General features: G+C 42.5%; 9 protein-coding genes, 1 tRNA gene, 1 pseudogene and 1 CRISPR repeat array. Of the genes and pseudogenes, 6 read left to right on the forward strand and 5 right to left on the reverse strand.

All coding sequences use genetic code 11. From position 1 onward, the window contains the following. Window positions 1-9: 9 nt before the first annotated feature. Window positions 10-2,854: pseudogene (locus ACFE93_RS24285) on the reverse strand (helicase-related protein). 1,402 nt (window positions 2,855-4,256) lie between these two features. Between ACFE93_RS24285 and ACFE93_RS24290 the strand changes: the two are divergent. Further along, entirely contained in the window at window positions 4,257-6,101 is a 1,845-nt protein-coding gene (locus tag ACFE93_RS24290) for a DUF262 domain-containing protein (RefSeq protein WP_375477032.1), read from the forward strand. Window positions 6,102-6,137: 36 nt separating this feature from the next. Here the strand turns inward: ACFE93_RS24290 and ACFE93_RS24295 are convergent, their stop codons facing one another. Continuing rightward, on the reverse strand, window positions 6,138-6,299 hold the full coding sequence (locus ACFE93_RS24295; RefSeq protein WP_335188888.1) for a hypothetical protein: 162 nt from the start codon (window positions 6,297-6,299) through the stop codon (window positions 6,138-6,140). A gap of 144 nt (window positions 6,300-6,443) precedes the next feature. Between ACFE93_RS24295 and cas12k the strand changes: the two genes are divergently transcribed. Beyond that, window positions 6,444-7,034, forward strand: coding sequence for a type V CRISPR-associated protein Cas12k (cas12k, locus tag ACFE93_RS24300; RefSeq protein ID WP_375477035.1), 591 nt, complete (start codon window positions 6,444-6,446; stop codon window positions 7,032-7,034). A 587-nt stretch (window positions 7,035-7,621) separates the two neighbouring features. Next, window positions 7,622-8,170: direct repeats of the CRISPR family, unit length 37 nt; unit sequence GTTTCAACAACCATCCCGGCTAGGGGTGGGTTGAAAG. Window positions 8,171-8,510: 340 nt separating this feature from the next. Here cas12k and ACFE93_RS24305 read toward each other — a convergent pair. Then, a tRNA-Pro gene (locus ACFE93_RS24305) sits at window positions 8,511-8,584 on the reverse strand. A gap of 136 nt (window positions 8,585-8,720) precedes the next feature. Here ACFE93_RS24305 and lipA point away from each other — a divergent pair. From lipA to ACFE93_RS24325, 4 genes are all read left to right on the forward strand, one after another. Further along, window positions 8,721-9,605, forward strand: coding sequence for a lipoyl synthase (gene lipA, locus ACFE93_RS24310; protein WP_375477037.1), 885 nt, complete (start codon window positions 8,721-8,723; stop codon window positions 9,603-9,605). 24 nt (window positions 9,606-9,629) lie between these two features. Further along, the gene (locus tag ACFE93_RS24315; RefSeq protein ID WP_375477044.1) at window positions 9,630-10,562 is read left to right on the forward strand and encodes an NAD(P)H-dependent glycerol-3-phosphate dehydrogenase; all 933 of its coding nucleotides are present in this window, start codon (window positions 9,630-9,632) and stop codon (window positions 10,560-10,562) included. A 702-nt stretch (window positions 10,563-11,264) separates the two neighbouring features. Further along, entirely contained in the window at window positions 11,265-12,515 is a 1,251-nt protein-coding gene (gene sigC / locus ACFE93_RS24320; RefSeq protein ID WP_375477039.1) for an RNA polymerase sigma factor SigC, read from the forward strand. A gap of 419 nt (window positions 12,516-12,934) precedes the next feature. Beyond that, a complete protein-coding gene (locus tag ACFE93_RS24325; protein ID WP_292844215.1) occupies window positions 12,935-13,390 on the forward strand; it encodes a Fur family transcriptional regulator in 456 nt (151 codons plus the stop codon). A 132-nt stretch (window positions 13,391-13,522) separates the two neighbouring features. Here the strand turns inward: ACFE93_RS24325 and ACFE93_RS24330 are convergent, their stop codons facing one another. Together ACFE93_RS24330 and ACFE93_RS24335 are read right to left on the reverse strand one after the other, a co-directional pair. Continuing rightward, complete coding sequence (locus ACFE93_RS24330) at window positions 13,523-14,662, reverse strand: peptidoglycan-binding protein (protein ID WP_375477041.1); 1,140 nt, start codon at window positions 14,660-14,662, stop codon at window positions 13,523-13,525. A 9-nt stretch (window positions 14,663-14,671) separates the two neighbouring features. Continuing rightward, window positions 14,672-15,364 (reverse strand): cobaltochelatase subunit CobN (locus ACFE93_RS24335; protein WP_375477042.1); only part of this gene is annotated, 693 nt, incomplete at its 5' end.

A 15,364-nucleotide genomic window follows, 5' to 3' on the forward strand; every position in this document is an offset into this window, starting at 1 on the left:
AATTACGAATTACGAATTACGAATTCTTCCCGGCTGGAGAATATAAACGCCCAGAATATCCATCGGTAGCTGTGGTTTAACCTGAATCTGTCCTTCTTGGGTGATGGATCTGACTCGCCGATGGGATTGGGAAAGAGAGTGCGATCGCTCTCTGGCAAATAGTTCTAAATCAGACTCAATCTCTGTAATTTTGCTGAGTAACTCTTCAATTTCCGCCTGTTTGATGCCTGGAGGCGCATCACCCACAGGGTTAGCTTGTTCCAGCAAAGATTTTGCATCCTCTGGTGTCAGCCAGATGGGATTTGATGGAGGGCCAGTAAATCCAACTACTGCACATTCCTCCGCTAGCAAACTTTGGTGTTTTGGGCTGTTTCACAAATGCCGTAGCCGCAATAACAGCAAAGTCGTGCGCTTGGTGACAGTATCCGTCGTAGTAAAACCACACCGTGCTGCTACAGGTTCTTGATTATTTGAGAGTGCATCTTCAATAATGTGACGCGCTAAACCTTCTACCAAAGGGTGATTCCGTCCTACATATTCCACCCCTTCTGGTGCAGGGGTTGTAAAGGTGAGCAAGCGCGGCTTATCCCCCAGCGAAGGCTGGAGAAAATTAGGAATTGTGGACAATAACCAACCCTGTTTTTTCTTGGTTAACGAACAAGATAGGCGATTTGCTGCTGACAACACGAACCGTTCCACATCCTGTTCATTACCCAAAATTTGGTCAGATTCAATCAGTTCTTGCTCTACCTCCACAGGTTTGATTGACCGTTGAGCAAAGCGGGTACGGCTAACCTTTTCTCTTTCTACTGCTTTGTCCCAATTTTTATGAACTTGCTCAACAGCAGATTCTTTTTCATCCAATAAATCTAGCAGAGACAATTGCACCGCATCATGAGCGCGGTCAAATAAAGATTTAAAAACAGCTTCCGACACTGTGGTGCTGTCCATTGGTACGGGAACAGTAATTCCCAAAGTCTTGTGAATCTGTACAGCCTTGCGAATTAGCACATCCAAAACTGCGCCATCTACCGGATTATCTGAACCGTAAAGCAACAAAGTTTTAACTTGAGTTGCAGTTTGACCATAGCGGTCAATACGTCCTTCCCGTTGTTCCAAACGATTCGGATTCCAAGGTAAATCGTAGTGAATCACCGCACTGAAGTGAGATTGCAGGTTTACCCCTTCACTCAAGCAATCAGTAGCTACCAAAACTCTTTGAGGATATGACTTTAACTCTTGCAGGCGAATTTCTCGTTCGTCTTCTGAAAGTTCCCCAGTAATGGCAATAACTCGAATTTGACTTCCCTTCTTTTCTAGTTTTTGCTTGAGAGTATCAGCAACATAATTTGCTGTGGCAATATAGCGACACCAGATAATCGGGTTAAAACCTTCTGAAAGCAGGGTTTGTATGGAAGCGATACATGATTGTAATTTTTGGTCTTTCTCAAAGAGTAACTTTTGGGCTGCTTGCACAAAAGCTCTGAGTTTGCGTTTATCTGTATCGCCATAGCTTTGCTGTCCCTGTTCTACGACCACAGTCGGAGTTGCATCAACAGCTTGCTCCTGGTCTGTAGAGTCGTAAACGTAAGAACTCATTAAGTCTTCGTCTAAATCAGCCAGTAAACTATCGTCACCGGATTTACTCACTTGACGGTTTAACGTTGCTACTGCGGCGGCTGGGGAAGACATCACACAACGAATCAACGCCAAGGCTGACCAATAACGTCCCCGACGCTGGGCATAGCTCATATCCTGTGTCGTAGTTTTTACTAGCCCACGAGCAAAGCTGTAGACATCATCTAAATAATTGCTTATATTCCTTTGATAACTTGTAAGGCTTCTCTTCTGAATCTCTTTCAGGGAAAGGCGTTTCATTCCCCAACCACTGTTTAACATCTGCCCGCCGACGCTGGATAAAATGACTTGCCAGTTTGTCTCGCTGTTTCTCTGTTAGGCGGTCTAGGATTAATTGCTCAAACTCCGGTTGGAGCAATCCTAGCAGTGATAAAAAGGACTCTTCAATGCCACTGTGAGGAGTAGCAGAAAGTAATAATAAATGGCGATCGCTTTTCTCGGCAATCTGCTGAATCAATTGGTGACGTTGCTGCTGAAGTGTACTCTTGCTGTTGGGACGGGTACAAGTATGCGCCTCATCCACAATTACAAAATCAGGGCAGTGTGTAATAAAACTTGCACGACGGCGTTCTGCCTTAGCATAGTCTAGGCTCACAATCAGGTGTCGATAGAAACTAAATATATGAGAACCATTCGGGATTGCTCTCTCCAATTTAGAAGCTGTTCCCGAACGGACTACCACAGCATCAATATGAAACTTTTCGCGTAATTCCTGCTGCCACTGGTTGCATAAATGAGGAGGACAAAGTACAGCTATCCGCTTTACTTCACCACGATCTAAAAGTTCACGAGCAATTAATCCACCTTCGATGGTTTTCCCAATTCCCACGTCGTCCGCAATGAGTAGACGCACCGTCTCTAATCGCAACGCCATCAATAAAGGAACTAACTGATAAGGACGAGGACGCAATGATAAACGTCCCAAACACCGAAATGGCCCTGCTCCACTTCGCAGCAAATGACGTGCTGCATCCATCAGTAGGATTGCTGCTGTATGGTCTTTGATACTGATAGCGTTTGGTAAGGGAAAGGTTGCTGGTTGCAGAGTTTCTATCCCCAACTCTTGAAGCTTCTGGTAAATTCCCGCGATTTCCTCTTCGTTCCCTGAGAGAGGACGCAAGCGAATAACATCTTCATTTTCGGCAGGTAATACAACCCACTGCCGATTGCGACAACTGACTATAGAGCCTGGTGTGGGGTTTAACGTTTCCGTCATCGTTTATCTGTATTTAAGAGTAGGCAGCAGAGAATAGGCAGTAAGGATTGATTTCTTACTACCTGCCCTCTCTAAAGTGCCAATAGATATTATTTGTAATGTTTAATCAGTAACTAAGTTACCTCGTAAAATTACGATTAATATATAAAGTTCAGTACATATCTTTGATAATGCAATTTAAGACAAACTACCTCAGCGACATTACGGTAAAGCAAGATGTGTTGTATCTAAGGTAGTTTTCCAAAAACTAAATTTTTATTGCTGGGTTTCTTGGGAGCAAATTCAATTTACGCTTGTGCTAACGCAACACACCGCATTTCAAAAAGCGATCGCTCTAAGAAAAAAGAATGCGTAGGCGTAGTTCGTCGTAGACATCGCCTGTTATCTTCGACAATCTCAGCGAAATTATTAGCAGAGGACTCTTTTTTCTGCAACCAATCTCTAATCATTTCCTCTAAAACTGATGATATTTATAAAAGTAGTCACGAATCGTGAGTAAATGTGCTACTTAGATCAAGTAAGGTCATAGACATCATTCCCCCAAGGGCTGAATATAGAATCGACGCGCTCAGTGAAAAGCCCTTGGAGCCGATGGAATACTGTAAAAGATGGGTTGATATGCCCCCCGATGACCGGGGGTACAGAAAAGCCTGCATAGCCGCTCTCGCCGAAGCAACTGGGCTGAGTCCAAGGACTATAGGTAATTGGGGTTCCAATTTCGAGAAGCGCCCCAATTATGCAACGCATATCTTACGCATGGCTGATATGCTCAACCAAATCAAAAAAATAGTCCTACCCCCTGACTTTCCACAACAATAATTTACTCGTGAATCGTGACTAAAATACTTGTACTAAGAGCAGATATTTTTTAAGTTGAGGTCAGCAAGTATGGGTTTTGGTTGCAGTAGCTAGGTGTCTTCACAATTCCCTGCTGCTATAACCCTTACTAACTCACGAACGCCCAACATGCAAACTGGGAGGCAATCCCACCAAAACAAACATCAAATTGATATCCTCTGTCAGTTGCCCCTAGAACCGATGGAGTATTGTCGTCGTTAGGTTACTCACGAACCAGGACGTAATTATCGCAAAGCTTGCATTAATGCGATCGCGCAAGTTACGGGGACAAGTCCCAAAACTGTAAAAGATTGGGGAAGAAATTTTCGCTACAGGCCCAAATACGTTACCCGAATTTTACGGCAGGCTGATTTAATTAATCAATTTAAACAGCTTGTTGCTCAAGGAATTATCAATTTACCTTCAGACTTTACCCAGGAATAATTTAGTCGCTATTCGCTATCAGTTACTCTAAAAAACCATTGCAATGACTGCAAGGTTTCTTTAACCTGACATACAGATTATCTTTTAGACGTGAGTGATGGTAGCAACAGCAGAACATCAAATGGATTCAATTTCGACATTTGATATTACAAAATATCTCTTATTCGATGTCATGAAGGACATCAAAATTGGACGTATTCAACTACCAGATTTTCAGAGGGATTGGGTATGGGACGATACTCATGTGCGTCGTTTGTTGGCAAGTATATCGCTGGCTTACCCTATTGGCGCAGTCATGATGTTACAGCAAGGTATCGAGCGCCAACAATTTAAACCACGTCTGCTTGACGGTGTAATAAATGCTGCAATTCAAACGCCGAATTTGCTTGTGCTTGATGGTCAGCAAAGATTAACCACTTCTTTTATGGTGCTGCTATATGAGCAACCCGTCGTTATTAAAGACCCCAAAAGCCAGAAATTGGCGAAAAAATGGTATTACCTAGATATTCAAAAATGCCTTGAACCAGAGTGCGATCGCAAAACCGCCATTATCGCTTTACCCGAATCGAGAATTATGCGAACTCGAAACGGCGATTTTATTGACTGTTCAACTCTCGAAAACGAGTATGAAGCACTTTTATTTCCGTTATCCAAAGTATTCTTTTTCTCTGAATGGCGCAGCAAGTTTTCCAAATATTGGCAGTACGACTCTCAAAAACTCGAACTAATTGACACTTTAGAATTAGAAGTTATCAAGAAATTTGAGCATTATCAAATACCAGTCATTCAACTACGTGACTCATTGCCAAAAGAGGCAGTGTGCCAAGTTTTTGAGGATACTAATACAACCGGATGCGACCTCAATTTCTTCGATTTAATGAGTTCGAGTTACTGCGTGGGTGATTTTAGCCTTCGAGATGATTGGAAACACCGCGAAAATCGCTTTCAAACATTCAAGGTTTTGCAGAAGGTTCGTAGTACCGACTTTATGCAAGCTGTTACCTTAGTAGCTGGTTACGCTCGAAGAATCGAAGCAGCTAAACAGGGTTGGAATTTAGATAAATTGCCTGGTGTTGCTTGTGGTCGTACTGAAGTATTAAAATTAACAAAAGAAGAATATAAAATATGGGTTGACCCAGTTAATAAAGGTTTTGAAGAAGCAGCTCGTTTTCTACGCGGTCAAAAAATCTTTGATGCTGATGATATTGCTTATCCCATCCAATTAGTTGCCTTGAGTGCAATTTTGACTATTATTGGCGATCGCTCTCGTTCGTTTCAAGTACGTTCCATGTTAGAGCGTTGGCTGTGGTGCGGAATGTTTGGTGAAAATTATACCCACTGGCACGATTCCCAAGCTGGACGCGATATTGTTGAAGTACCAGCATGGATTGAAGGTGGTTCCGTTCCCTTTGGTATCACGCAAGCAAATTTCTTGTTTGAACGACTTCTGAACGTCAGAAAGCGACTTGGCGCAGTTTATCAGGGATTTGCGGCATTACTACGGCGTGAAGGCGCAGTAGATTGGATTACAGGCGAGGAAATTAACGACGTTGTTTATTTTGAAGAACAAATCGATTCGCACCACATCTTCCCGGTAGCATGGTGTCGCAAACAAGGCGTTGACCCCAAAAAATATAACTGCCTAGTTAATCGCACTCCTCTAAGTGCCAAAACCAATAAAAGAATCGGCAGCAAAGCACCTTCGGTTTACCTCAAAGAGTTCGAGCTACATGGAACTGCGATAGCTAGCTTGGATGAAATAATGCGATTACATGGCATCAAACTAGAAATTTTACGCAACGATGACTTTGAAATATTTTTCCAAGTAAGAGCAAAAGCATTAATGGAACTAATTGGGAAAGCTATGGGCAAAAATTTAAGCCTTGAATTAGTTGAGGATACTGATGGGGATTTATCTAATGGGAATGGTTACAGGCTAGATCCTGAAATCATCACCAAATATTAGGTGATTAGCCGTAGAGTCAGCACTTCCAAGCCAACTCTATTTCTCAGCAGATGTAGACTCTTGTTTTTTCAACCAATCCTTAATAGCATCTTCCAGCGCTGCCGTCTGGGTTACTTCTAAACGAGCGCAGGCAATCTCAAATGCAATTTTTAACTCTTTAGGGATTCTTCCCCTAACTTCTCTTGTTTCTTCAGTCATCCCAGCACCAAGTCCCTGTCCGGGCTTAATTTTTGCATAGTATATTAACAAAAATGTACTTGCGCTATTTAGCTTTTGCGCTATTGCGTCATTAAACTCATAATTAAATTGGGTTATTAATTACAACAATGCTTACGTGCATCTATGAGCATGATCACGATTCAATGTCGTCTAGTTGCAGATGATGAAACCCTCCGCCATCTTTGGGAATTCATGGCAGAGAAAAATACGCCCTTAGTCAATGAAATATTGGAACGATTAGGAAAACATTCTGAATTCGAGATATGGGTTAAAACTGCAAAAGTTCCCAAAACTGCGATCAAAGAATTGTGTGATTCTCTCAAAACCCAAGAACCATTTATAGGTCAACCAGGTCGTTATTTAGACAGGTTACTAGCCACAAAAATTGTGGAAATTGCAAAAGTATACTCTGCTGGAAGTATTGTTGTACCAAAGCTTGGTGATATGCGGGAAATTATTCAAAGCGAAGTTCTCTTCAAAGCTGAGAAAAAAATACCCGGTTTTATCGAAGGTCAAAAGAATTACGCCAAAGAGTACCGACGACAAGTACATAACTGGAGTTATGGAAGATTGATTGAGAATATCCAAAATCAAGCCGCAAAAGTTGGAATCTCTATTGAAACAAAATGGCAAGCAATTAGAGGTAGTCCACAAGAGCAAGCACGGGATTTAGCCTTATTTGCTTATCAATGCAGAATTACTTCATCAATCTAAATAAAATACTGAACCTTGAAAACTTAATATGAAAAATAACAGCGCCGCAATTCATACTGTTTACAGCCTCTGTATTGCGAAAAATCTGGGTTAGTTTGACAGTTGGAAGACTGTTATGCTTTCTGACCCTGGTAACTACCCGCTCTTGATGCTGCTGTCTAGCTTGATTAGACAGGATATACCCTTTTTTGTAGCTTGCTTGGATAAACCAATTATTTTCCGACCTGTTCAGCGACGAAAAAAGAAGTTTATACAAGGATAGCAAAATAAGGACAGGTGCGCTCCCAGCAATAAAGAGTAAGGCTTTTTGCCCTAGCCGTTTTCGTAACGGTGCGGTTTACCGCAGTGGTGGTTACTGAATCACCCTCTTCGTCGGGGGAACCCTCTCAAATATTTTTTGGCAAGGTAAAGCGTGGGCAAAATCCCTGGACTCCCGCCAAAAACTGAAAACCCTTGTCCAGCATTAAATTCAGAAATCAGACTGTCAGTTAATTTAGTTTTTGAATTTTCAGTTGGACATGCTTCAAAGCAGACCTGACAAAAGTGTTTGTGGACAGCTTGCAAAACAAGGGTATTAGACGGGTCGAGTTTCAACAACCATCCCGGCTAGGGGTGGGTTGAAAGAAAAAATCTTTAATGTCCCGATCATAAGCTTTCCGTGTTTCAACAACCATCCCGGCTAGGGGTGGGTTGAAAGACGAAATGGAGATTATGCCTAATCGGTACTATTACAAGTTTCAACAACCATCCCGGCTAGGGGTGGGTTGAAAGTGGCTAGAACTATTTCTAAGGGCATACGCCAAGCGGTTTCAACAACCATCCCGGCTAGGGGTGGGTTGAAAGATTACAGTAATGAACGCATAGGGTTTACTGTAGATGTTTCAACAACCATCCCGGCTAGGGGTGGGTTGAAAGTATGTACGAAACACCAAAAGAAAGTGCTCAAAGAAGTTTCAACAACCATCCCGGCTAGGGGTGGGTTGAAAGTGTCAACTGGAATAGGTTTTACTATTTCATGGCAAGTTTCAACAACCATCCCGGCTAGGGGTGGGTTGAAAGGTATACTTGGTTAAAGTAATTAAATAAAGCGATGGAGGAAGTTTCAACAACCATCCCGGCTAGGGGTGGGTTGAAAAAATTTTTCATCATTACAACTTTATTAAGAGGGTTGAAAGGCGCACTTCGTTCGGGATTATCCTGAATATTTGCATTTAAACCATGTCCATCTTGAAAACTGAAGGTTTTTAAACAGCCTGTTGATACATGTAGCTTTTGGTATATAAGCTTTTCAAGCAATATTGATTGCAAACACCACAGGTTTAAACCAGGATAAAGTTTATATTAGACTTTGGGGAAGCTTGATTTTGAACCAGCCCCAAAAAAGACAGTCGGCGACATTAATTTGTTAACGGTTGTAAGAGCAACTTTGATGACATTAATTTGTTAACAGCGATATTAATTTGTTAATCACGACAATCGGGATGACTGGATTCGAACCAGCGGCCCCTTCGTCCCGAACGAAGTGCGCTACCAAGCTGCGCCACATCCCGCCATAAAAATGGCATTGTAAATTAAGAATATCACAACCTGTCCCAAATAGCAGAATTACATCTATATACGATCGCTTCATCAAAGACTTTGCTTGCTAGGATTGAGTTTATATAACTCTAGTGGTAAAAGCGGATTGTGACTGTAAAACCAGACTGGTTGCGGGTAAAAGCACCTGGACGTGAGCGCATCGGTAACGTTAAAGAAATTTTGCGGGATTTAGCCCTCAATACAGTTTGCGAGGAAGCGTCCTGTCCGAATATTGGTGAATGCTTCAATGCTGGGACTGCCACGTTTTTGATTATGGGCCCGGCTTGTACACGCGCTTGTCCCTACTGCGATATTGATTTTGAGAAAAAACCCAAACCACTAGACCCCACGGAACCTACACGTCTGGCCCAAGCTGTTCGCCGCATGAACCTTAATCATGTAGTCATCACTTCTGTAAACCGAGATGACTTGCTTGATGGTGGTGCATCTCAGTTTATGGCGTGTATTGATGCAGTTAACTCTGTTTCACCCCACACCACAATTGAGGTGCTAATTCCTGACTTATGCGGTAATTGGAATGCTCTAGAGTCGATTCTAAAAGCTGCGCCAGAGGTATTAAACCACAATACCGAAACTGTTCCACGCCTATATCGCCGGGTGCGTCCCCAAGGAAACTACGATCGCACATTAGAATTATTGCAACGCACTCGTCAACTTTCTCCTAGCACATACACTAAATCCGGGATCATGGTTGGACTCGGTGAAACTGATGCCGAAATTCGCCAAGTCATGCAAGACTTACGAACCGTGGATTGCGACATTTTGACCATTGGGCAATATCTCCAACCCAGTCAAAAACACTTGCAGGTAAACGAATTTGTCAATCCAGAACAATTTGCTGACTGGAAGGCATTCGGCGAAGAAATCGGATTTTTACAAGTTGTTTCTTCACCATTGACAAGAAGCTCATATCATGCTGAACAAGTCAGGGAATTGATGGAACGTTACCCACGCTCAAAAGTTAGGAGTTAGGAATTAGGAATTATGAGTGAGCAGATGTACTCCAACACAAAACTTTCCGTCGCAATTCTTGGTGCAGGTGCTTGGGGTGCATCTCTGGCAAATCTCGCTGCTGCAAATGGTCATCAGGTGCGCGTGTGGTCGCGTCAAGGTTCCCAAATCCAAGCAGTTTTACAAGATGTCCAAATAGTCCTGTCCGCTATCTCAATGATTGGTGTGAGAGATGTTGCTTCCCAAGTTGAGTCTTTCCCCCTTTCTCCAGAGACAATTTTTGTGACAGCGACGAAAGGCTTAGACCCTCAAACCACCTGCACGCCTTCACAAATTTGGCAACAAATATTCCCTAACCATGCAGTGGTTGTTTTGTCTGGGCCTAATTTATCAAAAGAAATTCAAATGGAATTACCAGCAGCCACGGTAGTAGCCAGTAATATTCCCACGGCTGCGGAAGTAGTGCAGTTAGTATTTTCTTCTCATCGTTTCCGGGTATATACCAATCCCGACCCCTTGGGCGTAGAACTAGGGGGAACACTGAAAAATGTGATTGCGATCGCAGCGGGTGTGTGCGATGGTTTACAACTGGGAACCAATGCCAAAGCTGCTTTAGTTACCCGTGGACTGACAGAAATGGTTCGCATCGGCAACAACTGGGGCGCTAAAACGGAAACATTTTATGGTTTATCAGGTCTAGGAGATTTGTTAGCAACGTGCAATAGTCCCTTAAGTCGCAATTACCAAGTCGGCTATCAGCTAGCTGGTGGTAAGTCACTTACAGAAACTCTCGCAAATTTACAAGGAACTGCTGAAGGAGTCAATACTTGTCGAGTTTTGATGCAACGAGCCAAGCAACAAAACATCGCAGTCCCAATTACCGAGCAAGTTTATCGGTTACTTCAAGGCGAAATCACACCCGGACAAGCACTTGATGAACTGATGTTGCGAGATATAAAGCCAGAGTATAACTACTAGTTAGTTAGTCTAGTCAAGTCAACTATGCTGCGTAAATAAGTTTGTAGTAAGGACTAAAGTCATTTTCTTAAGCACTGAAGTGCTTACTACATACCAGGCTTTCGGTAGCTTGATGGACTACTAGTAGTCTGTCAAGTTGAAATTGGCAGACTAAAGCTGACATACAAGAGGATGCGGGGACACGGAGAGAGGATTTGATAATTTATCCGCATCTTCTATCTCCGTGTCGAGAGAATTTTTGCCGTTAATGCTAATCACTTCCCCGATATCTATTAGTTCTACTTATACCTGAATAATCCTGAGAAAAAATTGGTAAATCGTCAGGATATTACTTTTGTCGCCATGTAAATGTGACTATGCCAATTATAAAGATGACATTCACTGAAGGATGTTTATACTGTGTTACAAAAGTTACTATCAAAAAACCATCAAAGTTGAAATGTTAACTAAGTAGTTGAAATATTGAAAGCCTAGCTGTGAATTTAAATAGCTATTGGTTGAATCAAAAGTTTAGAGCCGATTAAGTTCAGTAATACTGTATCCAATAAAACCCTTACAGTTAATTTCTAAAAAAATTGTAATGGAACGTTCAACCATGTTAGTTCATCGTGAATCACGGGAACAATAGCAACAGTTGAATAGCTGACCGTAATCTAAGCTGACCGAAATCTATTGTTACCTGGAGCCATTGAGACGATCTTTATGCCAGCAACATCTTTTTATACAGACGCCCCCTACAACACCAAAAAGTCTAGTCAGGCTTTGGACTCGGATCTCACGGTTGATGAAAGTGAGTTATCGGTAGATGATTTACAGGAGCTAGAGATGGCTTCTGTTGACAATGCTAACTTTGCTGCTAACACCAACCGTCGGAGTACAGACCTAGTACGTCTATATCTTCAAGAAATTGGTCGGGTTCGCTTGTTGGGGCGCGATGAAGAGGTTTCAGAAGCTCAAAAAGTCCAACGCTACTTGCGGATGCGGATAGTACTTGCTAATGCCGCCAAGCAAGGGGATGAAGTGATTACACCCTATCTAAGGTTAGTTGAAGTTCAAGAACGTCTAACCTCGGAACTAGGACATCGCCCGTCTTTGGAAAGATGGGCTGCCACTGCTGACATAATTTTATCCGATCTCAGACCGACTTTGGCAAATGGGAAACGTCGCTGGGCTGAAATCGCCAAGTTGACTGTAGAAGAGTTGGAGCAAGTTCAGTCCCAAGGACTGCAAGCAAAAGAACACATGATTAAGGCGAATCTTCGCTTAGTTGTGTCTGTTGCTAAGAAGTATCAAAATCGTGGTTTGGAATTGTTGGATTTAGTCCAAGAAGGTACATTAGGTTTGGAGCGGGCTGTAGAAAAATTTGACCCAACTAAGGGTTATCGCTTCAGTACCTATGCTTACTGGTGGATTCGTCAGGGTATTACACGGGCGATCGCTACTTCTAGTCGCACGATTCGCCTACCGGTTCATATTACCGAAAAGTTAAACAAAATCAAAAAAGCCCAACGCAAAATTGCTCAAGAAAAAGGTCGCACCCCAACTCTAGAAGATTTAGCAACTGAGTTAGAGATGACACCTACCCAAGTACGAGAAGTTTTGTTGCGGGTTCCGCGCTCCGTTTCTTTGGAAACCAAAGTAGGAAAAGATAAAGACACTGAATTAGGCGAATTACTCGAAACTGACAGTGTAACTCCAGAAGAGATGTTAATGCGAGAATCTTTACAAAGAGATTTGCATCATCTTCTGTCAGATTTGACTAGCCGGGAGCGCGATGTAATTCTGATGCGGTTTGGTTTGGCAGATGGTCATCCTTATTCTTTAGCAGAAATTGGCCGCGCTCTTGACTTATCGCGCGAACGAGTCAGACAAATTGAATCCAAGGCTTTGCAAAAGCTACGTCAACCCAAGCGCCGCAACCTCATCCGCGACTATTTGGAGTCTCTAAGTTAGTCATTTGTCATTAGTCATTTGTCATTAGAAAATTACACTTGACAAATGACTAGGGACAAAAAGCTGATTTGATTCCCAGGTCAAAAGTCTCTTAGAAGCTTGTAGCTAATAATTTGTATTTAATTTTACAAGAGTTTCCCTAAACCTTTGCTCAGATATCTTAAGGGTAGGGATAAACTCAGCAATTCAAAATTCACTCATTTAAAATTTAAAGTCAAGGGATGTAATCGTTACAAACATCTTAACTATTAGCTGTATGCAAATTAAATGCAATACAGCTTATTACTTGAATTTTGAGTCAGATTTTATAAATTGTTCTTAAATATTTAGTAAATATTGTCAATAAGCAATGATTGTTGCAAATTGCTCAAAAGATTTGTTATATTCTCAATTAACGATATTTGTTGAGAAATATTAGTATGACCGTCTACACAACTACTTCACTTAAGGCAGAATTGAACGACCGAGGCTGGCGTTTAACTCCCCAACGCGAAACAATTTTACACATTTTTCAAGAACTTCCGCAAGGTGAACATCTGAGTGCTGAGGATCTTTATCATCGGCTAGAAACTGATGGTGAAGGGATCAGTCTGTCAACTATTTATCGGACTTTGAAGTTGATGGCAAGGATGGGAATTTTACGAGAACTAGAATTGGGCGAGGGACATAAGCATTATGAGATCAACCAGCCCTATCCCCACCATCACCATCACTTAATTTGTGTTCGATGCAACTCAACTATTGAGTTTAAAAATGACTCAATTTTAAAAATTGGGTCAAAAACCGCTCAAAAAGAAGGTTTTCACCTCTTAGACTGTCAAATGACTATTCATGCAGTCTGTCCCAAGTGCCAACGGGCGCTGATGCCGCTTTAGCACTTGGGTGGATAAATAAGACGAAACTACTCAAATTAACCAAAGAATTGGCATTCTGAGCAGTTCGTAATTTACTGTTATTAGAGGCAAGCAACCAGTTGGGAAGTGATACTAAAAACACCAAAGCGGATGTTAAAAGCGTCCGCTCTTAAGATCCTTGAGACTGATGCCGTAGAATTCCTGGGCTTGTTTAATCGCTTTTTTGGTGTCATCAGCCATCACACCATTCAACTTGCCTTTATAAAAACCTCGCTCTCGTAGTCGGGTTTGGATTTCTAGGGTATTAAATTCGCTTTTGCTAGCAGTATTAACTGAGCTATATAACTTAGCTCGTGTAGTTGGGCCAGCAACACCACTTGCTGTCAAGAAGTTAGCTGCCTGAAATCGGCGTACAGCATCGGCAGTATAGGGGCCATAGTAGCCATTTGGCTCTCCCTCTAAATATCCTGCCTGGATCAATTGTTCTTGAACAATTCTAACTGGCTCACCGCGATCGCCTACACGAAGTTTGTCTCGATTGACTACCTTTTTGGGAGCCTCTTCTCCATCACCGATGCCAACTCCCGGCAATTTATTCAATGTTGCTGGGCCAGCAATTCCATCAACGCTTAATTTGTAAGAATCTTGGAACCGCTTGACAGATTCTTCAGTAATTGGGCCAAATATGCCTGTAGCGTTTCCGTAATAAAAGCCTGCGACTCTTAAACGTTCTTGCAAAGCTCTGACATCTTCACCTTCATCTCCCTTTGCAAGGTAGTTGGAATTGCGGCGCTTGCTGGTGGCTGAACTAGCTGAATTAGTAGTACTAGGTTTTTTAGCTTGTGCGCTTACAGCAGTAGTTTTTTTAGCTTGTGTAGCCACAGTTGTGGACTTTTTCGCTTGCCAACTTTCTAATTTTTGCAGGGTGCTTGCTCCAACAATGCCGTCCACAGGTAAACCAGCGGCCTTTTGGAAGCGCCGCACAGCATCTTGTGTGGATGCGTCATATACTTGGGTAACAGAAGATTGGTAAAAACCTGCTGTTTTCAAATTTTGTTGTAGATTTCTAACAGAAGGGCCTCGATCGCCTTTTTCCAGTGCCATGACGCTACTGACAGCGCCAAGAATAGATAAAGACAGAGCAAGGGGCAACATATACTTCCAAGCCCTACCTGAAAGCCGTTTCCAGTCTGGTGCAGCTGCGTCCTTAAACAAAGAACTTAGGGGGACCAATTCACTGGGTGTGCTGTCTTCGTAGGCGAAAGCTAGGTGCAAATACGCAAGATTCTCCATGTTTATTTCCTACACCATTGATTTTTCTTCGATAACTGCTTCAGCTTGATGTACTAGGTTCCTCAAAGCTTCTAATGTTCCTATATTTACATCCTCCCACAAATTGCGCTTGTGTGCTTCTAATAATTTTTCAGCAATATCACGCAGTGCGTAAGGGTTCTTTTGCTGAATAAATTCTACAACAACTGGATCGAGTAAATAAGCATCTACTATGCCTTGATACATGTAATCTTCAGCACATTTTGCGGTTGCATCGTAGGCGAATAGATAATCTACCGTCGCCGCCATTTCAAAGGCTCCTTTGTATCCGTGGCGCATTACTCCTGCAATCCACTTGGGATTAACTACGCGAGAACGATACACTCGTGCAATTTCTGCTTTCAGTTGGCGAATGCGTGGTTGGGCGGGTATAGAATTATCTCCAAAATAAGTTTGAGGATTTTTCCCCTGTAGAGAACGCACCGCCGCTGTTAAGCCACCCTGAAATTGGTAATAATCATCAGAATCGAGTAAGTCGTGTTCGCGGTTGTCTTGATTGTGCAGGACAATTTGCATTTGTGCCAAGCGTTGCTTGAAGGCTTCGGTATTGGGCATTGGGGATTGGGAGTTAGGAAGAATTTCTGCTCCTTTGCTCCCTTGCCCCTCTGCTCCCCTGCTCCCCTGCTCCACTGCCAAGTTTCCCGAAGAAAAGGCGTAAGAACT

It is taken from the genome of uncultured Nostoc sp. (assembly GCF_964247315.1).
Taxonomy (GTDB): domain Bacteria; phylum Cyanobacteriota; class Cyanobacteriia; order Cyanobacteriales; family Nostocaceae; genus Nostoc.